The following is a 21840-nucleotide window of genomic DNA, read 5'->3' as shown; positions in this document are numbered from 1 at the left end:
TCATGTCTTTCCGCGCCTCGTCCGAGGCAGACCACTCCGCGGGCGCGTCCGTCGCCGGGATGGGGATGGTGACGGCCGGTTCGATGTTCGCGAACGTCGCGGCGTATCTGTTGCAGGTGCTCGCGAGCCGGATGCTCGGGGTCGAGGGCTACGGAGAATTCGCGAGTCTGCTTGCTGCGCAACTGGTTCTCGCGGTTCCGGCGTTGGCCTTGCAGTCCGTCGTTGCGCGTGAAGTGGTGCGCGGGCGCAGTTCTCGTGAACTGCGCACGGTGGGGTATCGGTGCGCGGCGGTGGTGGGGGTACTCGCCCTGGCGCTGGCCCCTGCACTGTCCGCGGCCATGGACATCTCGATGGCGGCGACCGTGTCGGCGGTCATCGCTGCGCCGGTGCTGGTGTTGCTGGCCGCCGAACAAGGTTTGCTGCAGGGCCGGGGGCGTTTCGGGGCTCTGAGCCTCGTGCTGGCTGCGGCCGGTTTCGGCAAGGTGGCACCCGCAGTGGTGGTGCTCGCACTCGGCGGCGGACCCGGTTCGGTTCTGCTGGCCACGGCTGTCGGAATCGGCGCGGTGGCCCTCGGTGCGCGATGGACGGCCGGCGTGCCGGTGAGCTCGGTGTCGGAAACCAAGGTCACGGTTCTGGCCGTACTGCAGGCATCGCAGGTGCAGCTGGTGTTGATCGCTATGTCCGCGCTGGATCTGGTGCTGGCGCGCACCTTGCTCAGCTCCAACGAGGCAGGGCTGTACGCCGTCGGGGCCGTCGCGTCGAAGGCGGCATTCTGGCTGCCACAGGCCGTCGGTGTGGTGCTGTATCCGCGGATGGCGAACCCGCTGCATTCTGCCGCCGCGGTGCGCTCGGCGCTGGCCGTCGTCGCGGGTCTCGGAGCGGTTCTGGTGATCGGCGGGGCACTGGCGTCGCCGTTGCTGCCACTGGTGGTGGGCGACACGTATTCCGGTGTGCAGAACTACGTCTGGCTGTTCGTGCTCCAGGGCGCCTGCCTGGCCGTATTGCAGAGCGCGTTGTTGTGGGCCATCGCAGGGGAACGCACCCACCTTGCCGTCGTCGCCTGGCTCGCCCTCGCTGCAGAGGTGTTGCTGTTGGTGTTCGTGGCCTCGACGCTGGCGCAGTTCGTCACCATCGCTGCAGCCACTGCCGCGGCGACGATGGTGGTGGTGTGCGGGCTTGCGCTGTGGGGGAACGGCATCAGTCGGTGGCGGGTCTGATCTCGCTGAGGATCTCGAAGTCGACCTCTCCGGCCAGTGCTAGGTAGATCGGTTGCGCCACATGGCCGTTGGACAGCGACAGTCGCCCACGCGCCCCGGTGAACGACACCGAATCGGAGATCGATTCGATGACGCCGACATCGACGGTGCCTGCCCTGTTCACCAGTGCGCCCAGCAGTTTGATGCCTTCGTAGCAGGATTGACCCAGGGCACCGACGATCGGCGCGTCCACCCCGAATGCTCGGGCGAAACGAGCGGAGAATCCCAAACTGTCCTCGGTGGCCAATGTTTCGAAATATCCCGATGCTACGTAGAGCCCGTGCGTACTGTCTCCGCCGGCCGCGATCAGCATGTTCTCGTCCATCAACGGACTGAGCCGAACGCATCGCGCGTCGAGGCCCGCCGCAGCGAACTGCTGATGGAAGTACACCGCGTCGTCGCCGAGCAGGAGGACGACGGCACCGTCGGCTCCGGACCGTTCCAATGCGGCAACGGAGGTGGCGAAGTCGGTGCTACCGACCGGCCTGAACTCGGCATGCACCACGCTCGCACCGAGTTCTCGGAGGCGGGAGGCGGCGATCGCTGCGCTCTTGCGTGGCCAGACATAGTCGTTTCCGACGACCGCCCAGCGCCTGCGTCCGAATTCGCGGACCAGGAAGTCGAGGGCGGGGACGAGTTGGTTGGTGGGAGTCTCGCCGGTGATGAACAGGCCCGGGTAGCGATCGCCGCCCTCGTAGAGGGACGTGTAGACGTAGGGAATTCGATTCACGGTCACCGGAATCACGGCTCGGCGCACCGCGGAGGTGTGCATCCCCGCAACCGCATCGAGAGCACCCGCGTCCAGAAGAGTCGCCACCTGACGGGCCACGGCAGCGGGGTCGCGACCACCGTCGATCGAGATCAGCTCCACGCGCCGGCCGAGTACGCCGTCCGCGGCGTTGAGTTCGTCCCTGGCCAGCTGCGCCGACAGTTCACTCGACGGCCCTACCAGGCCGAACGGTCCGGACATCGGAAAGATCAAACCGACGCGAAACGCGCCGAACCGATCGCTGTTCATCGTGCTGTCCGTCCGATCCGTGTCGATTCGCTGCCCGCTTCGCTCTAGAATCGCTGAGGGAGACTGTAGCGCCGCGGCAAGGTAAGAGCAGAGGGGCATGATCGCGTGAATCACGACGAGGCTGGTTCGGCTGCTCGTTTGCTCTCGGTGGTCGAACGCGCCGTCTCGGATCGGTTGCGCGGTGCGCTCGTCCCGTGGGAACTCGATCTCGAAGAGTGGCGAGTGTTGTCGTTGCTGTCCGACGGAGAGGGACACACGATGGCCGAAACCGCAGAGTTCGCCCTGCTCTCGCCTCCGACGCTGACCAAGGCGGTCAATCGGCTGGTCTCCAACAATCTTGTGCACCGTCGCACCGGCACGGTCGATCGTCGTCAGGTACTCATTCGACTGACCGCGCGCGGTCGGGCGACGCACGGCGAGGCCGCCCCGGTCATGGAAGAAGTTGCAGCGGCTGTGTTCGCGTCCGAGTCGGAACGCGAGCAACTGCAATCCTTGCTGCGCTCGCTCGAGGCCGCCGCGAAGGCGTCCTCGCTCACTCACTGAGCGCGTTCCCGTTCCGGCTGTGACCGGTTCTGTGCTGCCCTCTGCCCGGTCGTGAACTTTCGTGATCTCCATTTAACATGTTTCACGTTGCAATAGTGTCCACGGAAAGTATTGTTCCGATGCAGCGCAACCAGCGCTCTCGCCGCGAACCGAAGTGGACACCCGTTCATGAACATGAAGAAGTACTTCGAGGGGCCTGCGACCAGCCTCGACGACCAGATCGAAAGCTACGCAACCTCTCGCGTGCCCGACGATCAACGCTGGCGACGGCCGGCAATCCTGCTGGTTCTCACCGGCAACGTCACCGCGATGTTCTGGTTCGCCCTCGGCGGCCAGATCGGGTTCCTGGTGGGATGGCCGATGTTCCTGATCCCCGTCGCGTACATGGTGATCGGTGCGACGCTCGTCGGCAGTCTGATCATGCGGATCGCCAGCCAGGAGGGCCTGTCGCTCCCACTGCTCACTCGCGGGCTCGGGTTCGGCACCAAAGGCTCGGCCGTGGCGTCGCTCGTCTACGCCGTGAACTACGTCTTCTACTTCATCTTCGAGGGCAGCATCGTCTCGCACGGTCTCAGTGAACTGGCCGGCATCGACATCAACTCTGCTTGGGCCACAGTCGTATTCGCACTGGTAGCCCTGGTTGCGCTGTTCTTCTCCTGGCGCGGGATGCACTCGATGAACATTCTGCAGCGGTTCGGTATGCCGATCTTCCTCATTCTGTTCGCCATCGGTATGTACATGCTGGCCAGTGGATACGTCCTGGTGGGGCCAGGTCAGTGGGAGGCCACCGGCGGGCTCACCGCCACCGCGATGTGGCAAGCGTTCAGTCTCGCCAACGGACAGGTCGTGTTCCAGGCGCTCATCGCCACCGACTACGGACGGTTCGTCAAGAAGAGCGTCAGCTACGTCGGCACCGCAGGCCTGATGCTCGCCGAGCTGCTGATGATCGTCGTCGTGATGATTCTCGGTGTCTTCCTCGGCTTCACCATGTTGCGCCATTTCACCGGAAGCACTGCGACACCGGAGCTTTCGGCCACGGATCCGGGGCTCTACTTCGCGGTCGTGATGGGGCTGCTCGGAGTGATCTTCGCCGTCGTGACCCAGGTTCGCATCAACGTGATGAACCTCTACTCGGGCTCACTCGCACTGTCCAATGCCTGGGACGTGCTCTCGCCCCGAAAGGTCGGACGCCAGTGGTGGATGGTCGCACTGCTCGTCGTCGGGGTGCTCTGCTACCCGGTCAACATCCTGCAGTACACCGACAAGTTCCTGGCTGTCACCGGGATCATGACCAACACGTGGATCTTCATTCTGCTCGCCGACTACTTCGTCTGCAGGCGAATGCTCGGTCTCGCGCCGCGGAACAACATCGAGTTCCGCGAAGGGCGAGTGCGTGATTGGAACCCCTGCGGAATTCTCGCCATGGCAGCAGGCGTGGCCGTGGGTGGCCTCGGTGTGTTCGGTCTCTACCCGTCCTACTACGCCTCGTTCATCGCGATGCTCCTCGGACCGATCATCTACATCCCGCTCACCATCGCAACACGAGGGAAGTACTACGAACCGCCGGTCTCGACCGAAGCTCCGGCAACCGAAAGGACTGTAGCGTCATGACATTCAGCGCAGCGGCCATCCAATTCGAGCCCACGTTGTTCGCCAAGGACGCGAACATCGCAGCCTTGGCGGACCTGGTCGACAAGGCCGCCTCCGACGGGGCCGAGTTGATCACTACGCCCGAAATGGCCACCACCGGTTACTGTTTCCACGATCCCGAGGAAGCGGCCACCGTCGTCGAAGAGATTCCGGGTCCCACCACCGATACGTTCGTCGAGATCGCCGCCAGGCGCGACTGCTACATCGTCCTGGGTATGCCCGAGGTCGATCCGAAGACCGGATTGTTCTACAACAGCGCAGTTCTCGTCGGACCCGAGGGAATCGTCGGAACCCATCGCAAGACGCACCCGTACATCGCCGAACCCAAATGGGCGGCTCCGGGAAACTTGGGCCATCAGGTGTTCGAGACCCGTCTCGGCCGCATCGCGATGCTGATCTGCATGGATCTGCACTTCGTCGAGACCGCTCGGGTGGTCGCGCTGCAGGGTGCCGACGTGATCTGCCACATCAGCAATTGGCTCGCCGAACGAACTCCGGCACCGTACTGGATCAGCCGAGCCTTCGAGAACAACTGCTACGTCATCGAGAGCAATCGGTGGGGACTCGAACGGACGGTCCAATTCAGCGGTGGCACATGCATCATCGAGCCCGACGGCACCGTCACCGGCCGGATCGACGTCGGCAACGGCATCGTCGCAGGCGAGATCGACACTCGACGCACCCGCGAGGTGGGTCCGACGCGTCGACCGGACCTGTACCGCGAGCTGCAGACGAACACGTACGCCTGGAACCCTCTCGACTTCTTCACCCTGTACGGCCACTCGCCGCTGCCCGCGGGTCGCACGTCTGCGGTGAGCGTGGTGCAATGCACGCCGAGTACCTCGATCGAGAGCAACCTTGCAGAGATCGAGGCCTGGGTCCAACAAGTGGCCGGTACAACCGAACTCGTCGTCTTTCCCGAACTGTCGATCACCGGTCCGGTCTCCGCGGATCGACTACCCAGCGACGTCGCCGAGGCACTCGACGGACCCTCGCTCACGCGGATCGCCGACCTCGCGGTCCGGCACGGCGTGTCCATCGTCGTCGGCATCGCCGAGCGTGCCCTCGACACGGACCGGGTGTACAACTCGGCCGTCCTGATCGAGCAGGACGGAAAGTGCACGTCCTACCGCCAGATCCACCTGTCCGCGGAGCACGCCCCACTCTTCGACGCCGGTGACACCTGGACAGTCGTCGACCTGCCTCTGGGACGAGTCGGGCTGCTCGTCGGTCACGATGCGCTGCTGCCGGAATCGGGCCGAGTGCTCGCTTTGCGTGGTTGCGATCTCGTCGTCTGCCCGTCCGCGCTGGCAGGAACCTTCGTGGGATCACACCCGGGAACCGAGATTCCACTTGCCGCCGAGGTTCTCACCGGACCCGACGAGACCCACTGGCACCACATGCGCGTGCGTGCCGGCGAGAACAACGTCTATTTCGCGTTCGCCAACGCAGTGGACCCGGGTCGCGGAATCGCCGGACACAGCGGAGTGTTCGGACCGGATACGTTTGCCTTCCCCCGAACCGAGGCCATCGTCGACGGGCCCGAACCCGGCCACGCGACGAGTGTCGTCGACACCACCAATCTCGGCGGGCCCTATCCGACCAATGTCGTGCGACGCAAAGACCTCGTCCTGATGCGTCAACCCCACCACTACGGGATTCTGTCGACCGCGTGAGAAAACACCGACGGCGTGGTCATGTGTTCTCACATGACCACGCCATCGGGTTGTTTCGGTTGCCCCGGGCACTTACTCCTTGGACAGGTTCGTCCTCGGGATTTCCTCGGTGCGATCCGTCGTCCAGTCGCGGTTCGGTGCGGTTCCGCCGCCGGGGGTCGGTCGCGGAGCGTTGTCGACACGTGCCGGCTGACTGTGTCCGCCGTTTCCGCCGCGCAGAAGCAGGAAGACTCCGGCGATCAGCGAGATGACACCGAGAATTCCGGCGACGATCGGGACGGTTCGGCCGAAGAGAGACAGCTTGTCCTGACCGTCCTTGGCCTGCTGAATCTGGTACTCGACGGTGTTCTCGTCGAACGTGATCGGGGCCTTCAGCACGTCGACCTCGGGCTTGCCTGCTTCGCGTCCGTAGTACTGGTGAATCTGCTCTTCACCCTTGACCACGACACCGGTCTCGGGCTCGACCCACACGGTGCGAGTGTTCTCGTACCAGCGGGTCATCGTCACCGGCGCGGCTCCACCTTCGACGCCCCAGGTATCGGCGGGCAACGTGACCTTGTTGGTCGGCAGATTGACCACGGTCGACAGATCCACCGGTCCGACGGTCTGCTGGTACTGGTACACCGGCGTGCCGTTGATCTCGGTGGCCTCGACGAAATCGATGTCCTTTGACGCACGGGCGTTGACGTCGAAGAAGGGGTAGCTCTTCTGCTCGGAATTGAACGGGAACTTGTACTGCAGACCGGTGTGCGCAACTTCCTCGGCGGGCTTGTCGCCGGCCACCTGGATGGTGCCGATCGGGCTCTCGACGGGCATCGAGGTCTTGCGGTCGATGGTCACGCGGTCGACGCTCGCCGTGAGCAGTCCGGTGTCGGCCTGCTTGTCGCTGCGACGCAGGGTCTGACCGGCCTGAAGTGTCATGATGTCCGCGTCGGACGGATCCTCGACGGTGACGAATCGCTGCGAGACGAGCGGAACGTTCTGGTCGACGACGGCGCGACCGGCAGCGAGAGAGCTCGCGTTCAGCACACTGCCTTCGCCGCTGGAGACGGTGGTGACCTCGAGATCGAGCGGCGTCTTCTCGAGTGCCGAGACCGTATAGGTGGGGATGAGGATGGCGGCGACCACCAGAAATGCACCCAAGCCGATGAGTACGAGGGCGAGTATCCGGCTCGGCCCTGAGCGCTCCGCCATACTGAATCTCCTTAGTCGACCGCTTCACTGGAAGACACCGCAGGCGGGATGAGCTTTCGCCCCCCGATGCGATGCCCGAATTCTTACGACACGTCGCAGGTGACAGTAACAGTCGACAGTGGTGCCGGTCTCGTCCGCGCTGTTTCGACACGGCACACTTGAACCACCATGAGTAATCGAGCCGATTCGGCATCCGTCGTACCGCTGCGTGCGTTCGTCCCTGCACTCGAGGGAATGCGTGCGCTGGCCGCGATCGGCATCGTCGTCACCCATGTCGCCTTTCAGACCGGTGCCGCCGAATCCCCGCTGATGGGGCGGATCTGGGGCCGGTTCGATCTCACGGTGGCGATCTTCTTCGCGCTCTCGGGATTTCTGCTGTGGCGTCCCCATGCCGCGCAGGCCCTGGGTCTCGAGCAGGCCCAGCCGGCTCTGCGCTACTTCTGGTCGCGTGCGGTGCGCATCCTGCCCGCCTACTGGGTGGTCGTCGTGCTGGTGCTGCTGTTCCTGCCGAACGCGGGCGGGGACTACCGGGTGTGGTTGGCCAACCTCTCGCTCACGCAGGTGTTCGTACCGTTGACGCTGACCGAGGGCATGACGCAGATGTGGTCGTTGTCGGTGGAGGTGGCCTTCTACCTGTTGCTGCCCGTGCTCGCCTGGCTGATGGTTCGACTGCGTGGGGCGTCGGCCCGGTACCGAATCTCGGTTCTGCTCGGTGCATCTGCCGTGACGCTGTCCTGGGCGTTCGTGCCGGTGAGCACTCCCGATGCCATTCACCACGACAACTGGCTGCCCGGGTACTTCCCGTGGTTCGCCGCCGGAATGGTGTTGGCCGAAGTGTCCGTGGGTCCACAGACCTGGGTGCATCGGTGGGCTCGCCGACGATGGATGATGCCGTCGATCGCCGTCACGGCTTTCGTGCTGTCGGCGACTCCGCTGGCGGGCCCGCAGGGATTGGTTCGGCCCGAGCCGTGGCAGTTCGAGCTCAAGATCGTCCTCGGTGCGGTTCTTGCGTTCGCGATGCTCTCGCCCCTGGTGCTCGCGGACACCGGCCACCGCCACCGAGTGTTGGAGCATCCCGTGATGCTCACGCTCGGTCGTTGGTCGTACGGAATCTTCGTCTGGCACTTGGCCGTCCTGGCCGTGGTGTTCCCAGTGTTCGGCATCGTCCCGTTCTCGGGCGGGATGTGGTTCGTCTTGACGGTGACTCTTGCGCTGTCGATTCCGGTGGCCGCGGCCAGTTACGCGCTGATCGAGGAACCTGCTCGACGACGCTTCGCTCCGACGAAGAAGCAGCCGCTCACGGTCTCCGCATCGCACTGAGCGCCAGTGCGACGATCCCGATCAATGCGGCCAGCTGAACTCCGTGGGATCCGCCCACGTACCCATCGGGCGATCGCCATGGGCCGAGTGAGAGCAGTGCCGAGCCGAGCAGCGCGAATCCACCTGCCACGCAGACCAACACGCGCGACGAGAGTTCGCGACCGAAACGGCGGTCCAGGACCGTCGCGCCGATGCCGACCACGGCCACAGTGACCGCGCCGGCAATCCCGGCCAACACCACAGCCGCGCCGACCAGAGCGACGACAGCGGCTGTGAGGCTGTGCCACGGACGCGGCGCCGGACCCAGGCTCGGTACGGTGCCGGACCGCCTGACCGCGGCGAACAGCAGCGGAAGCAACAGCAGCAGCCCGCCGAAGATGCCGAGTCGGTACCAGCGGTCGGTGGCGAAATTTAACGAGATCGTGCCCGACGACCCGGCCGGAACGATCCAGGCCTGCTGCCACCCGTCGACAACCACCGGGGACAGTTCGACGCCCCCGGGAGTTGTTGCGCGCCAGCCGCTGTTGGTGCTCTCCGGGATCACGAGCAATCGATCCTCGGTAGCGGAGGGGAGCGTCACCTCGCGGTGATCGGGGCTCCAGGCCGTGGTCCTCGCCGCCTGCGGTGCCGAGCTAGTCGGCCACTGCGCTGGAATCGGCATGGCGCGCAACCGAATACCGTTGACGAAGAAGGACGCTCCTGGCTCCACCACGATGTCCTGGCGTCCCTCGGGCAGCGATACGGGGCTGACGAAGTTCTCGTCGATCGGAGTGTCGGCGTCGCACACCGACGCTGTCAACGGCTCGCCGGAACGGAATTGGTCCGCAGTGGCCGTCACCGACGTGCGTACGGTCTGGCCGGCAATGGAGACGATGGGACCGTTGAAGCAGTCCACCGTGATCTCGCGATCACCGTCGTACGGCGCACCGATCGGTTCACCACCCGACATCGGCGTGACCTCGGCCAATCCGGGTGGCTGAGACTGGATGAAGCCCAACGAATTTCGGTCCAACACACCGTCCCAGTCCACGATCGACAGCACGATCCTGTCGGTCACGTACGGTGCCAGATCGAGTGTCGTCGAGCCGTCGATGTCGACATCGCGCACCATGGGCCCGTTGCCCAGGTTCACCGCGACCCGAGTCGGATGGGCCGGAAGTGCGCCCAGGCTGGGGCTGAGCTCGAGCCCGTCCACCAGTGTGGGGGCGGGCAATTGGATGGTCAGAGTGGGGTCGGTACCGGCTCGATCGGTGATCGACTTCTCCGGCGCGGTCCAGGATGTACGCGGATCGCCATCGGTGGCAGCGAAGGCGGAACCGTGCAGGTCTGCGACGTCCGACGCCCCGCTGGCCAGCGGACGGCCCGGTTGTGCGAGTAGTGCCTCGAGTTCGGGAGATTGACGCGTACGTACCGTCAGGTCGGGGATGACGGCAGTGCCCATCGGCACTCGGATCGTCCGCGAGAAACGGCCCAGTTCCTCGGGCGACTTGGACAGTCCACTGCTGCAGCGGATTCGATCCTCGGTGTCCAGGCACCCGGAGCGCCCGGGGAACTCCTGGCCGAGCTCCCAGGCGTCGACGCTCGCCCCGGTGGGAGTCGCGGGCAACACAGCACGGTGCACGATCGGCACCGGCTTCGGGTTGTCCCGATCCGAATAGTCGTCCACCGAGACTTCGCTGATGCCGAACTGGCTTCCGCTCGTGTTGTCCACCGTCGACTTCGCGGTGATACGCAGCCACGGCGTCTCTCCACCCGGGAGGGACACGGTCATCGGTTCACCCGGTTCGTCGACCCGTGCCGCCGTCGAGCCGTTCGGCGTGGTGATCTCGAGCCATTTGACCGGATCGCCGATCGTCCCTGGACTGGTGCGCAGATGCAGCAGTCCGCCGCGTACCGGAGTATCGAAGTCGAGTTGAAGCCATTGCCCCACAGCACGTTCGATGCCGTTGCTGATCCAGCTGGTCGCCAGATCGCCGTCCACCGCGGCCGCGACACCACTGCCGGGGGCGCTGCCGCCGATCTGCGTCGAGTCCGAGGCCGAACTCGACGCCGTCAGAGTGGCACCCTCCCACTCGGCGTCCACGGTCTCGGCCCCGTACACCGGGTAATCGGGAACCTCGTTGAGGGAGTGTCTCGGTTCGTCCGCCGCGCGAAGGGCAGAACTGTGATTGTCGACCTGACCGAAGTCGGTTTCGCGGTTCATCGGGGTGTCCGTCACCGTCACCGAGTCCACCGGTATCCCGGCGGCGGCCGCGTCCGAGGCCAGCAGTGTCGGTCCGGCCGGCACTGGAGTGCGAATCCCGGTGTTCCGCAGCTCGTTCGAGCGCAGAATCGACTCGGGGCCACCCTGTACGACGGGGACCCGATTCAGATCGACCGTGTAGGGGCCGGACGCGGGAGTATCGGACGAACCGTTCACCGAATAGATCTCGACAGCGGGATACGGCGGCCGCAGATCGCCGTCGAGCACGACGCCGTCGACCTGACCCGGAGCCACGTCCTCGCCGAATTCGGCCACCCGGGTCAACCCCGGCGAACCGTCGAGCACCTGGTGGACCGATGCCGGACGGGTGGACCGAGAATCCTCGGGATCGAGGTCGTTGCGCACGACGACGTAGCTGATGCCCTGGCCCAGAAGGGTGTCGGCCAACCCGGTCGACGGTCGACCGTCGGCGAAGAGTCGCTGCACGGAGTCCAGTGCCCGGATGGCACCCGGCGGCGTGAGCGGCACGGCGTCACGGACGGCCCAGGGGGTGGTGGCAAGAGCCTGCAGCGGTTCGTCGCGGGTCAGGCCCCAGGTCTGCAGCGCGAAGGGGGCGCCGGGCACGATCAGGGCACGCTGCGCGTCGGAACCGTCGGGACTCGACCCGGACGCGTTGTCGGTGAGCCAGTCCGCGGCGTCGTGCCAGTACTGCGGAACGGCCTCGTACGCTCCGCGAGGCGCGAGCTTGCCCGTCCACGCCAACGAGGTGGACAGCGCCAACGCCACCAGAACGAGAGCGTTCACGGCCATCATCGGATGCTTCTCGGGATGCGCGACGGCCGTTCGCCACTGCGGTCGAGGAACGGACCCGGGTAGTGGAACACGGGCCAACAGGTGAGCAAGCCCGAGCACCAACGGTATTCGAATGACCGGCTCGAGCTTGTGAATGTTTCGCAGAGGCGCGCCTGCAGAATCGAGGAACACCCGGACGGCAGACGCGAACGGACCGTCGAGGTCGCCGACGAACCCGGCACCGAGACCCACGAGACCGACGAACAGCATGATCGTCAACCGGCCCCGGGCCGGCATCGATCGCATCGCCAGGCCCGTGATCCCCGCCGCTGCGATCAAGCCCGTCGCGATGACGGCTGCCGGCTGCGTGACCAGCACGGCACCGGCGACACGCTCGGGAGAGACGAACGGTGTCCAGCTGCCGGTGCCGCGGAGCACCTCGGTCAACGACGTCCACTGAGTGGTGGTGCCCGACGATTCGATGTAGTCGAGAAACGGCGGAGAGACTTTGCCCAGCAACAGAAGTGGGACGATCCACCACAGTGTGGCGAGCACGAGGAAACCCGTCCACCAGGTACCGAACAGCACCCAACGCCTGTTCGGTCGATGCGACAGCATCCAGATCACGGCCACCAGAACGGCGGCGGCAGTGGCAACGGCATTGACAGCGCCCATCAACGCCACCGCGAGCGCCGATTGCGCCGCGGCTCGGCGAGCCGTCTGCTTCGCGTTGTCACCGGTGAGACATCGCACGATCGGGATCAGCACCCACGGAGCGAGCATCATCGGCATCGTCTCCGAGGAGATCGACGCCAGGGTGGTGATCACGCGAGGGGAGAGAACGAAGGCCGTCGCTGCGATCAGACGGGAACTGCGGCTGCCGATTCCGAGAGCTTCGGCGAGTCGGACGATTCCCCAGAACCCGGCGATGAGCAGCAGCGCCCACCAGATGCGCTGGGTGATCCAGGGTGGGATGGACAGGAGGTCACCGCCGGCGAAGAAGGCTCCGTGCGGGAAAAAGTAGCCGTAGGCCTGGTTCTGCACCTGGCCCAACGGTGCCGCGCTGTTCCACTGATGCGAGGCACGTTCGAGAAATCCGAGGGGGTTTTGCGCCAGGTCGAATTTGGTGTCCGCGACGGTGAAGCCAGGGACCTGCAGAAAGGTGAGAAGAAATGCCAGAGCCGAGACGCCGAGAAGCCATTTCCGACCGAGCGGCTCGGCCGAGATCATCGATCCACGAGAGCGACCAGCGTCAGCGGCTGCCGTACTCAACCTGGTTCAGCAGGGACGAGTCGGCGTTTCCGGTGCGATCGATATCGGGACGAGAGTTGTCGGCTGCAGCGGCGGTGACTCCGAACACGACGCCCGCACCCAGCACGGCTCCGACGACGGCGGCAATGACACCCGGGACAGCAAACTTCATCTCGGTTCTCCAGTCAGTCGGGTCGACACACGAACGGGTGAGGTGGACCCCCACGCGGGCATCACGGTATCACTCGCACCTGCAGAACTGGCCGGTGGACGCGTTACTTGCCGGGCGGAACGATCAGGACGGGTCGGTGGCTGTGTCGCAGAACGTGCTCGGCCACCGAACTCTGCAGTAGTGCACGCAGACCGGTGGTGCCTCGGGTGCCGGTGACGATGATGTCGACGTTCATCTCGTCGGCCTTCTCGACGATCGCACTCCAGATGGCGGTGGTGCATTCGGTGCATTGCCCTTCCACCTTCAGGCCTGCGGCCTCGGCCAGTGCGACGCCCTCGCTGTTGGTCACCTTCGCGTCGGTCAGCGCGACGTCCTCGGCCTCGTCGTCGGGTACCCATTCGGGCTGCATGACCCCGGACAGGCCCGACATTCGTGCTGCCTGACGCACCATCGGCTCCCACGCCGTCACGACGATCGCGCGGGAGGTGGTGAGAAACCGGCCGGCGTAGTCGATGGCTCGTTTGGCGTTGTCGGAGCCGTCGTAGGCAATCAGGATGAGGTCTGCGGTCATGGTCGAGCTCCTCCTCATGTCGCGTTCGTCCAGATTACCCCCACCCCCTTCGGGATCAATGTGGGTTTCAGTCGCTCAGAATGCAACAAAGGCGCATTGATCCCGGACCGGAGGGGCGGCAGCGACACCGACGATCTCGACTACCGTCGTGTCCATGCGACTTCGGTTTTCGGTTCGGTCCGCTGCGGTGATGACGGTCGGTGTGGGGTTGTTGGTCTCGTGCTCCACGGAGGCTGCGCAGGTGGCGTCGACGCAGACAGTGCCGCCCGCTTCTACGACGACCGCAGCCGACACGACGGTCCCGCAACCGGTGCCGCCGGTCGACGAGTGCGCGGCGTTCGTCGGCGGATTGTCGGAGCGTCAGCGACTCGCTCAGCTGCTCACCGTCGGAGTCACCGGCACTGCGGACGCGGTGCAGATCATGTCCACCGAGCAGGTCGGTGGTCTCTTCGTCGGCAGTTGGACCGACGAGTCGATGCTCGGCAATCGGGAGGTACCGCAGGTGCTCGACGCGTCCGCGGTGGCTCCGATGATCACGATCGACGAGGAGGGTGGACGGGTTTCGCGGGTTGCGGATCTGCTGGGGGAGGCGCCATCGGCGCGGGTGTTGGCGCAGACGATGACAGTGGACGAGGCATATCAGGAGGCGTTGGCGCGCGGCCGGGGTCTGAAGGATCTCGGGGTCACCGTCGACTTCGCCCCGGTGGTCGATGTGAGTGCTCAGCCCGACGATTCCGTCATCGGCGATCGGTCGTTCTCCGACGATCCGCAGGTCGTCATCGAGTACGCGGGGGCGTACGCGCGAGGCCTGGAAGACGCGGGAATCAAGCCGGTCATCAAGCACTTTCCCGGGCACGGTTCGGGTTCGGGCGATTCGCACACCGGCGCGGTGACGACTCCATCGCTCGACGAGCTGAAGACCAAGGATCTGCTTCCGTTCGCGGCATTGAACAACTCCGGCGTCGGCGTCATGGTGGGGCACCTCGACGTGCCCGGACTGACCGAGCTCGGGGTGCCGGCGAGTATCAGCCCGGCGGCGATGGCGTTGCTGCGCGACGGCGTCGGATACGGTGCCGCTCCGTTCGACGGCCCGATCTTCACCGACGATCTCAGCGGCATGGCGGCGATCACGGCGCGACTCGGGATCGTCGACGCGGTCGAGTCTGCGTTGGTCGCGGGTGCCGATGTGGCGCTGTGGCTCACCACCGATCAGGTCCCGGCCGTGTTGGACAATCTCGAAGACGCAGTGGCGACGGGACGCCTTGCCGCGGCACAGGTGGACGAGGCCGCGGCGACGGTTGCGCGGTTCAAGGGGGCGTGCGGAGCCTGATTGCGCGGTGCCCGACCTTACTGTGGAGTAACGTCTAGTACTTCGTACGTATTGGAGGGTCCATGGCTGGCGGCACCAAGAGATTGCCCCGCGCCGTCCGCGAGCAGCAGATGCTCGACGCGGCGGTGGATGTGTTCTCCGACAACGGTTTTCACGAGACGTCGATGGATTCGATCGCCAAGAAGGCGGCCATCTCCAAACCGATGCTGTATCTGTACTACGGGTCCAAGGACGAGTTGTTCGCCGCGTGCATCCACCGCGAGGGCGTCAAGTTCGTCGAAGCTCTGACACCTGCTGCAGATCCGACGCTGACGCCGCGCGAGCAGTTGCGCCGGGCGCTGATCGGTTTCCTCGGATTCGTCGGTGAGAATCGGAAGTCGTGGATGGTGCTCTACCGTCAGGCGATCGGCCAGCAGGCGTTCGCCTCACAGGTGCAGAGCAGCCGGGATCGGCTGATCGAGCTGACGGCGGGTTTGCTGGCGATGAGCACGAGGGATCCGGAGCAGTCACAGAATTTCGGGCTCATGGCCGTCGCGTTGGTCGGTGCAGGCGAGGCCGTCGCAGACAGAGTGGCGGGTGGCGAAATCGAGGTCGACGCTGCAGCCGATCTCCTGGAAAATCTGGCGTGGCGCGGCCTGGCCGGAAAGAAAACCGCCGCTACCTAGTCCGAACGGCCGCCGAACTCGAAGTCATGGACGGAAATCCGGGGATATTCGTCCATGACTTCGAGTTCGAGCAGTCAGCGCAGGGTGCCCGTCAGATGCGGGTAGCCCTTCTTCGGGTTCTTCAGCGACAGGTCCCAGCCGGTACCGACGGCGTCGGCATAGGCGTTCACCGTCGCGGGCAGAATGATCGGCTTGCCGAAGCGGATGCTGTAGTTCACAGCCTCCGGGATTCGGCCCTCGACGGTCTGCAGTACGGCTGCCGCGCTCCACATTCCGTGCGCGATGGTCTTCGGGAATCCGAATGCCTTTGCGCCGAGCGAGGATACGTGGATCGGGTTGCGGTCTCCGGAGATGGCCGCGTACCGGCTGATGATCCGCTGATCGACGCGCAGAGTGCGGGTCGGGGGCGGCGGAACCTCGTCGGCAGGCGGTGTTTCGCGAGGTCCACCCGACAGTGACGTCTTCTGCAGGCTCAGGAAGCTGGAGGTCTGCTTCCAGACCAGCTCGCGTCCTACCTTCACCTCACTGATCAGGTCCACCAACAAGCCCTTGCGGTGCTCGCGCAGGTTCTCTGCGTGCACCCGCACGTCGAGCGGCTCCGACGCCGAGATGCCACGGAACTGCTCGATGACGTTCTCGGCGTGCACCGAACCGATGGCTGCGAACGGAAAGCCCTTGGAGACCATCAGTTTCATCACCGTCGGGAATACGAGGGTGAACGGGTAGGTCACCGGGAGCTGATCGCCGAAGCGCAGCCCCGTCGCGCGGCAGTACCCGGCGAGGTTGTCGGGGTCCACTCGCAGACCCTTGAGCTCGTACACCGTGCTGGGTACCGAAGACGACCTGGATCCGAAGAACGGCAGCGCGCCGAGCGCGGCCGAGGTGTAGATGTCGGACGTCTTCGGCTGCGCGGTGAGCGTGACGGTGCTCATGCGCCGAGCAGGCTCTGGCCGCACACACGCACGACCTGGCCGGTGACGGCGTTGGATGCGGGAGAAGCGAAGTACGAGACCAACTCTGCGACGTCGACGGTCTCGCCGCCCTGCAGCAGCGAGCTCATGCGTCGTCCGGCCTCGCGGGTGGCGAACGGAATTGCCGCCGTCATCGCGGTTTCGATGAAGCCCGGGGCGACGGCGTTGATGGTGATGTTCTTCTTCGCCAGCACCGGCGCGGACGCGTGCACCAGGCCGATGACGCCGGCCTTGGAGGTGCCGTAGTTGGTCTGGCCGCGGTTGCCGGCGATACCTGCGATGGAGGACACGTCGACGACGCGGCCGCCGTCCTTGAGTGCGCCGGAGGCGACGAGCTCGTCGGTGATGCGCTGCGGGGCAGCAAGGTTGACGCCGATGACCGAGTTCCAGCGGGCGTCGTCCATGTTGGCGAGGGTCTTGTCGCGGGTGATGCCGGCGTTGTGCACGATGATGTCGGCTCCGCCGTGGCGCTCCAGCAGGTGCTTCGAGAGGACCTCGCCTGCGTCGGGAGAGGTGACGTCGAGTGCGAGCGAGGTGCCGCCGACCTTGTTGGCCGTCTGCGAGAGTGCTTCTCCGGCAGCAGGAATGTCGGCTGCGATGACCGTGGCTCCGTCGCGGGCGAGGACCTCGGCGATGGTGGCACCGATGCCGCGGGCCGCTCCGGTGACGACGGCTACCTTGCCTGCGAGCGGCTTGTCCCACGAGGCCGGGGCCTGCGAGTCGGCGTCACCGACGGCGATGACCTGGCCGTCGACGAACGCGGACTTGGCCGAGAGCAGGAATCGGAGAGTGGATTCGAGACCGGACAGGCCCGTCGACGCGTTGGGGGAGATGTAGACCAACTGCGCCGTGGCACCGCGCTTGACCTCTTTGCCCACGCTGCGCGTGAAGCCTTCGAGGGCGCGCTGAGCGATGTGCTCGTCGACGCTCGAGGTCTCTTCGGGGGTGGTGCCGATGACGACGACGCGAGCCGACGGTGCGAGGTTGCGGATGACCGGCTGGAAGAACTTGAACAGCTGCTCGAGCTCGGCGACGTTGCCGATGCCGGTGGCGTCGAACACGAGTCCGCCGTGCTTGTCGTCGTGCGGCTGCGACTGCGGGTAGTCCGAGAGCAGCTCACGCAGGGGTTCGACGAGTCGACCGCTGCCACCGATCAGGACCGGGCCGGCCAATGCGGGCTCGCCTGCCTTGTAGCGGCGCAGCTTCTCGGGCTGCGGCAGGCCGGCCTGCTTGGCGATGAAGGCTCCCGGCGCGGACGCGAGGAACGTTGAGTAGAGATCTGGGGCTCCCTTGGAGGCTGCCACTGTCGTACCTTTCATTCAGCGCTGCTCGCTCGAGGAGCGAGGCGCACGACCGGGTGTCGACAACCAACTTACTCGCCAGTAAGATGAAACTCCACCAGGGCCTTTTTCCACGATGTTTGGAGACGTCAGTGACAAGCAAGCAGCTACGACCGGTCGCAATCGTCGGTGGCAACCGCATTCCGTTCGCGCGTTCGGACAAGAAGTACGCGCTGGCGTCCAACCAGGACATGCTCACCGCCACCATCGACGGGCTGGTCTCGCGATTCGGCCTGCAGGGCGAGCGTCTCGGTCTCGTCGCCGCCGGTGCCGTGCTCAAGCATTCGCGCGATTTCAACCTCACCCGCGAGGTCGTGCTCGGCAGCGCGCTGAGCCCGTACACCCCGGCCTTCGACATCCAGCAGGCCTGCGGTACCGGCCTGCAGTCGATCATCGCCGTGGGCGACGCCATCGCCTCGGGCCGTATCGATGCCGGAATCGGCGGCGGTGTCGACACCACCTCCGACGCTCCGATCGGCGTCAACGACGAACTGCGCGAGTTCCTGCTCTCCCTGAACCGGGCCAAGAGCACCGGCGACCGCATCAAGCTCCTCGGCAACGTTCGTCCGGGCATGCTCGGCATCGAGATCCCGCGCAACGGCGAGCCGCGCACCGGCTTGTCCATGGGTGACCATGCCGCCATCACCGCCAAGGAATTCGGCGTCCGCCGCGAGGACCAGGACGAGCTGGCCGCAGCGAGCCACAAGAACATGGCAGCCGCCTACGACCGCGGTTTCTTCGACGATCTGGTGACGCCGTTCCTCGGTCTCACGCGCGACGACAACCTGCGTCCGGGTTCGACCGTCGAGAAGCTCGCGACGCTCAAGCCGGTCTTCGGAACCAAGCTGGGCGACGCCACCATGACGGCGGGTAACTCGACTCCTCTCACCGACGGCGCGTCGGCTGCGCTGCTGTCGAGCGACGAGTGGGCTGCCGAGCGCAACCTCCCGGTGCTCGCGCACCTGGTCGATTCCGAGACCGCAGCGGTCGATTACGTGCACGGCAACGGTTCGTTCAAGGACGGTCTGCTGATGGCTCCGACCTACGCGATCCCGCGTCTGCTCGCGCGCAACGGCCTGACGTTGCAGGATTTCGACTACTACGAGATCCACGAGGCGTTCGCCTCGGTGGTGCTCGCAACCCTGCAGGCTTTCGAGAGCGACGAGTACTGCAAGGAGCGTCTGGGTCTGGACTCGGCGCTCGGTTCCATCGATCGCAGCAAGCTCAACGTCAACGGATCCTCGCTCGCCGCGGGTCACCCGTTCGCCGCAACCGGTGGACGCATCGTGGCGTCGTTGGCGAAGATGCTGGCCGAGAAGGGCTCGGGCCGTGGCCTGATCTCGATCTGCGCGGCCGGTGGCCAGGGCGTCACGGCCATCATCGAGCGCTGATCACTGCAGCTTCGGCTGCTCACGATTCGGGGGACACAGGGTCGGTGGATCCGATAATCGAGGGGTTCTCGGATCTGCCGACCACTACGTGAGAAAAGGGCACGCAGAGTTCGCTCTGCGTGCCCTTTCGCGTCGGATCAGCCGGGTATGCCACTTTCCGGCGGGGTCGATTCCTCGCCGGTGTATTCCTCGACTGCCGAATCACCGATGTCGGTTTGCAGTACCGGAGTCAGGTACTCGGGCACGCCGCCGCGGATCTGGAAGACGCTGGCACCGGAGATTCCGAGGTGACTCGAATCCGAGTACCGGAACGGGGCCAACTGCGGTCCTTCGAAGTCCATCCCGCCGTCCTGGATTGCCGCGACGATGCCTTCGCGAGTGGGATTCTCGCCTGCCGCCTCCAACGCCTGCACGAATGCGTATGCCTGGCTCAGACCGTAGATGCGGTAGTTGGTCAGCGGGTCACCGGTTCCGTTCTCGGCCCAGACCTTCTGCCAGAGTTGGGTCCACGGATTCTCCGGGGAGTCGACGCCGGGGATGTACTCCAGAGAAATCATGCCTTCGAGCGACTGCGCACCGTCGGTGACGGCACCCTGGGAGAAGCGTCCGAGCAGCGAGCCGACGAGGTCCACGTCGGAACCGATCGAGCTGTAGAACCATTCGGGGTCGTAGTTGAGCCGCATGGCGGTCAGTTGACTCAGTGCTGTGTACGAGGGCACGTTGAAGCCGAGAATCAGATCCGCTCCGGCACCTTGCAGGGCCGCGATCTGAGGTGCGACGTCGGTGTTGCCCGAGGTGTAGCGAACGACCTCGACGATCTGGTCGTCGAGATATTGGCGCACCGCCTCCTCGCTGTCTCGGCCGAGGTCGTCGTCCTGGAGGAACAGACCGACCTTGGCGTCGGGCCGGTTCTTCGTCACCCAGTCACCGATGATCTTGCCCTCGACCTGGTAATCGGGCTGCCAGCCGAAGGTATTGGGGTACTTCTCCGGGTCGTTGCCCCACATGATCGCGCCGGAGGAGACGAACAGGTCCGGCACTCCCTCTTCGTTCAGAAAGTCGATGACCGCGCTGTGGGTCGCCGTGCCGAGTCCGCCCACGACGGCGAACACCTCGTCCTGCAGCACCAGTTCGTTGACGACCTGGGTGGTGGTGGTCGGATCGTACGAGTCGTCTCGAACCACGTATTCGATCTGCCTGCCGTTGATGCCGCCTGCGGCGTTGACGTAGTCGAAGTAGGCCTGCGCCCCGGTGGGAATTTCGCTGTAGCCGGGTGCTGCGACCCCGGTCAACGGAAAGTGGGCACCGATCTTCACCGAGGTGTCGGTGATGCCGACCGTCGAGCCTTCCGAGGATTCCGTCGCCTCGTCTCTACCGCCGGCGCCGCACGCTGCGGCCAACGAGACGACGGCGACGAGCGCGGTCGTTCTGACCGCCACCGATCCGAACTTTTTCATTTCATCTCTTTTCTGGTTGAACGCAACTTTCGGAACGTGCCCACCAAACCCAGTGGGGCGAACAGGATGACCAGGACGGTGAAGATTCCGGTCACCAAGGGTGCGAGTTCGGCGGATTGCAGACTGCTCAGCCCCAGGTCGAGTCCGAGGTTGGTGACCACCGGTGGGATGTAGGTCAGCAGCAGTGCCCCGATCAATGCGCCGGAGAGGGTTCCGAGCCCACCGATGACGACGGCCGAGAGCAGCGTCAGTGACAGGGTCAGCGTGAATCCGCTCGGTGCCGCGATGCGCGCCGACATCGCGAGAACCGCGCCGCCCGCGCCCGCACATGCTGCGCTGACGACGAACGCGAGAATGCGTGCACGCCCCAGGTCGATGCCGGCCAACTCGGCGGCGACCTCGTCGTCCCGGACGGCCCGCCAGCGACGTCCGATTCGGCTCGACGAGATGTTCGCCAACAGGAAGAACACGAGGACGAGCAGTATCCAGCTGACGTAGGCGACGAATTTCGTTCCGCTGAGCTCGTTTCCGGTGACGAAGTACATCACGTCGTCGATCAGCTCCGGCACTTTCGGTGCCGGGACGACGAGTCCTTGTTCGCCGCCGAGGTAGTCCGAGAAGTACAGGGCCAGTCCGGGTACGGCGACGGCGAGCGCCAGCGTCGCACCGGCCAGGTACGGTCCGTGCAACCGGGCGGCGGCCACTCCCACCACGACACCCACCACGGCCGAGATCACGGTGGCGGCGAGCAGGACGAGAGGCACCGACCAGCCCGAATCGTTGGCACGCAGCATCAACGCCGCGGTGTACGCACCGACGGCCATGAACGCACCGTGTCCGAGCGAGAGCTGGCCGCTCAACCCGGTCAGGACCGTCAGTCCGCCCGCCGCGATCGCCAGATAGGCGACCGAGGTCAGCTGGCTCTGGCGGAAGGTGCTCAGCGATTCGAGCGCAAGCACGATGACGACGAGTCCGATGACGGCGCAGAGGAAGTGGCGTCGGACCGGGGTGGCCGCGAGACGCGTGAGAGTTGCGTTCAT

General features: G+C 65.4%; 17 protein-coding genes. 8 read left to right on the top strand and 9 right to left on the bottom strand.

Features of this window, described 5'->3' with window-relative positions; all coding sequences use genetic code 11:
* Positions 1–2: 2 nt before the first annotated feature.
* A complete protein-coding gene (locus tag CH275_RS05925; RefSeq protein WP_179276004.1) occupies positions 3–1217 on the top strand; it encodes a polysaccharide biosynthesis protein in 1215 nt (404 codons plus the stop codon).
* On the opposite strand, the gene CH275_RS05920 is transcribed toward CH275_RS05925, so the two are convergent.
* Positions 1198–2274, bottom strand: coding sequence for a substrate-binding domain-containing protein (locus tag CH275_RS05920; RefSeq protein WP_094676122.1), 1077 nt, complete (start codon positions 2272–2274; stop codon positions 1198–1200). The genes CH275_RS05925 and CH275_RS05920 overlap by 20 nt on opposite strands.
* 105 nt (positions 2275–2379) lie before the next feature.
* Here CH275_RS05920 and CH275_RS05915 point away from each other — a divergent pair, with 105 nt between their 5' ends.
* The 3 genes from CH275_RS05915 (at position 2380) to CH275_RS05905 (ending at position 6143) form a co-directional block, all read left to right on the top strand.
* Entirely contained in the window at positions 2380–2817 is a 438-nt protein-coding gene (locus tag CH275_RS05915) for a MarR family winged helix-turn-helix transcriptional regulator (RefSeq protein ID WP_094676120.1), read from the top strand.
* Between the two features lie 168 nt (positions 2818–2985).
* A complete protein-coding gene (locus CH275_RS05910) occupies positions 2986–4428 on the top strand; it encodes a purine-cytosine permease family protein (protein WP_094676118.1) in 1443 nt (480 codons plus the stop codon).
* A complete protein-coding gene (locus CH275_RS05905) occupies positions 4425–6143 on the top strand; it encodes a nitrilase-related carbon-nitrogen hydrolase (RefSeq protein ID WP_094676116.1) in 1719 nt (572 codons plus the stop codon). Before CH275_RS05910 ends, CH275_RS05905 begins: the two co-directional genes overlap by 4 nt.
* Positions 6144–6215: 72 nt before the next feature.
* Here CH275_RS05905 and CH275_RS05900 read toward each other — a convergent pair whose 3' ends face one another.
* Positions 6216–7337 carry a DUF3068 domain-containing protein gene (locus CH275_RS05900; protein WP_094676114.1) on the bottom strand — a complete coding sequence of 374 codons (1122 nt, stop codon included), beginning with the start codon at positions 7335–7337 and terminating at the stop codon, positions 6216–6218.
* A gap of 168 nt (positions 7338–7505) precedes the next feature.
* On the opposite strand from CH275_RS05900, the gene CH275_RS05895 reads away from it, so the two are divergent.
* A complete protein-coding gene (locus CH275_RS05895; protein WP_179276003.1) occupies positions 7506–8657 on the top strand; it encodes an acyltransferase family protein in 1152 nt (383 codons plus the stop codon).
* On the opposite strand, the gene CH275_RS05890 is transcribed toward CH275_RS05895, so the two are convergent.
* From CH275_RS05890 to CH275_RS05880, 3 genes are all read right to left on the bottom strand, one after another.
* A complete protein-coding gene (locus tag CH275_RS05890; RefSeq protein WP_094676112.1) occupies positions 8635–12882 on the bottom strand; it encodes a DUF3367 domain-containing protein in 4248 nt (1415 codons plus the stop codon). The genes CH275_RS05895 and CH275_RS05890 overlap by 23 nt on opposite strands.
* A gap of 22 nt (positions 12883–12904) precedes the next feature.
* On the bottom strand, positions 12905–13075 hold the full coding sequence (locus CH275_RS05885; RefSeq protein ID WP_080730504.1) for a DUF2613 domain-containing protein: 171 nt from the start codon (positions 13073–13075) through the stop codon (positions 12905–12907).
* 103 nt (positions 13076–13178) lie between these two features.
* Complete coding sequence (locus tag CH275_RS05880; protein WP_027495380.1) at positions 13179–13646, bottom strand: universal stress protein; 468 nt, start codon at positions 13644–13646, stop codon at positions 13179–13181.
* Positions 13647–13800: 154 nt separating this feature from the next.
* Here CH275_RS05880 and CH275_RS05875 point away from each other — a divergent pair, with 154 nt between their 5' ends.
* Both CH275_RS05875 and CH275_RS05870 read left to right on the top strand, forming a co-directional pair.
* Positions 13801–14976, top strand: a complete 1176-nt coding sequence (locus CH275_RS05875; RefSeq protein ID WP_094676110.1) for a glycoside hydrolase family 3 N-terminal domain-containing protein — start codon at positions 13801–13803, stop codon at positions 14974–14976.
* A 62-nt stretch (positions 14977–15038) separates the two neighbouring features.
* Positions 15039–15641, top strand: coding sequence for a TetR/AcrR family transcriptional regulator (locus CH275_RS05870; RefSeq protein WP_094676108.1), 603 nt, complete (start codon positions 15039–15041; stop codon positions 15639–15641).
* Positions 15642–15715: 74 nt separating this feature from the next.
* Here CH275_RS05870 and CH275_RS05865 read toward each other — a convergent pair whose 3' ends face one another.
* Both CH275_RS05865 and CH275_RS05860 read right to left on the bottom strand, forming a co-directional pair.
* Positions 15716–16573, bottom strand: coding sequence for a MaoC/PaaZ C-terminal domain-containing protein (locus CH275_RS05865; protein ID WP_094676106.1), 858 nt, complete (start codon positions 16571–16573; stop codon positions 15716–15718).
* On the bottom strand, positions 16570–17916 hold the full coding sequence (locus tag CH275_RS05860; protein WP_057479733.1) for a 3-oxoacyl-ACP reductase: 1347 nt from the start codon (positions 17914–17916) through the stop codon (positions 16570–16572). The genes CH275_RS05865 and CH275_RS05860 overlap by 4 nt, the downstream gene beginning before the upstream one ends.
* Before the next feature lie 83 nt (positions 17917–17999).
* Between CH275_RS05860 and CH275_RS05855 the strand changes: the two genes are divergently transcribed.
* Positions 18000–19343, top strand: a complete 1344-nt coding sequence (locus CH275_RS05855) for an acetyl-CoA C-acetyltransferase (protein ID WP_052065035.1) — start codon at positions 18000–18002, stop codon at positions 19341–19343.
* A gap of 137 nt (positions 19344–19480) precedes the next feature.
* Here CH275_RS05855 and CH275_RS05850 read toward each other — a convergent pair whose 3' ends face one another.
* Positions 19481–20800 carry an ABC transporter substrate-binding protein gene (locus CH275_RS05850; RefSeq protein WP_094676104.1) on the bottom strand — a complete coding sequence of 440 codons (1320 nt, stop codon included), beginning with the start codon at positions 20798–20800 and terminating at the stop codon, positions 19481–19483.
* Positions 20797–21840: a branched-chain amino acid ABC transporter permease gene (locus tag CH275_RS05845; RefSeq protein WP_094676102.1), complete on the bottom strand. Its 1044-nt coding sequence runs from the start codon at positions 21838–21840 to the stop codon at positions 20797–20799. The genes CH275_RS05850 and CH275_RS05845 overlap by 4 nt, the downstream gene beginning before the upstream one ends.

Origin of the sequence: Rhodococcus sp. 06-235-1A (genome assembly GCF_002258785.1) — a bacterium.
Taxonomy (GTDB): domain Bacteria; phylum Actinomycetota; class Actinomycetes; order Mycobacteriales; family Mycobacteriaceae; genus Rhodococcoides.
Note: the sequence above shows the minus strand (reverse complement) of the source record. Positions and strands in the feature narration are given on the sequence as shown.

Bases quoted from the DNA above. Each gene is read 5' to 3' on its own strand.
- CH275_RS05925 (WP_179276004.1), top strand. From the start codon at position 3: ATGTCTTTCCGCGCCTCGTCCGAGGCAGACCACTCCGCGGGCGCGTCC.
- CH275_RS05920 (WP_094676122.1), bottom strand. From the start codon at position 2,274: ATGAACAGCGATCGGTTCGGCGCGTTTCGCGTCGGTTTGATCTTTCCG.
- CH275_RS05910 (WP_094676118.1), top strand. From the start codon at position 2,986: ATGAACATGAAGAAGTACTTCGAGGGGCCTGCGACCAGCCTCGACGAC.
- CH275_RS05905 (WP_094676116.1), top strand. From the start codon at position 4,425: ATGACATTCAGCGCAGCGGCCATCCAATTCGAGCCCACGTTGTTCGCC.
- CH275_RS05900 (WP_094676114.1), bottom strand. From the start codon at position 7,337: ATGGCGGAGCGCTCAGGGCCGAGCCGGATACTCGCCCTCGTACTCATC.
- CH275_RS05895 (WP_179276003.1), top strand. From the start codon at position 7,506: ATGAGTAATCGAGCCGATTCGGCATCCGTCGTACCGCTGCGTGCGTTC.
- CH275_RS05890 (WP_094676112.1), bottom strand. From the start codon at position 12,882: ATGATCTCGGCCGAGCCGCTCGGTCGGAAATGGCTTCTCGGCGTCTCG.
- CH275_RS05885 (WP_080730504.1), bottom strand. From the start codon at position 13,075: ATGAAGTTTGCTGTCCCGGGTGTCATTGCCGCCGTCGTCGGAGCCGTG.
- CH275_RS05880 (WP_027495380.1), bottom strand. From the start codon at position 13,646: ATGACCGCAGACCTCATCCTGATTGCCTACGACGGCTCCGACAACGCC.
- CH275_RS05875 (WP_094676110.1), top strand. From the start codon at position 13,801: ATGCGACTTCGGTTTTCGGTTCGGTCCGCTGCGGTGATGACGGTCGGT.
- CH275_RS05870 (WP_094676108.1), top strand. From the start codon at position 15,039: ATGGCTGGCGGCACCAAGAGATTGCCCCGCGCCGTCCGCGAGCAGCAG.
- CH275_RS05865 (WP_094676106.1), bottom strand. From the start codon at position 16,573: ATGAGCACCGTCACGCTCACCGCGCAGCCGAAGACGTCCGACATCTAC.
- CH275_RS05855 (WP_052065035.1), top strand. From the start codon at position 18,000: ATGAAACTCCACCAGGGCCTTTTTCCACGATGTTTGGAGACGTCAGTG.
- CH275_RS05850 (WP_094676104.1), bottom strand. From the start codon at position 20,800: ATGAAAAAGTTCGGATCGGTGGCGGTCAGAACGACCGCGCTCGTCGCC.
- CH275_RS05845 (WP_094676102.1), bottom strand. From the start codon at position 21,840: ATGAACGCAACTCTCACGCGTCTCGCGGCCACCCCGGTCCGACGCCAC.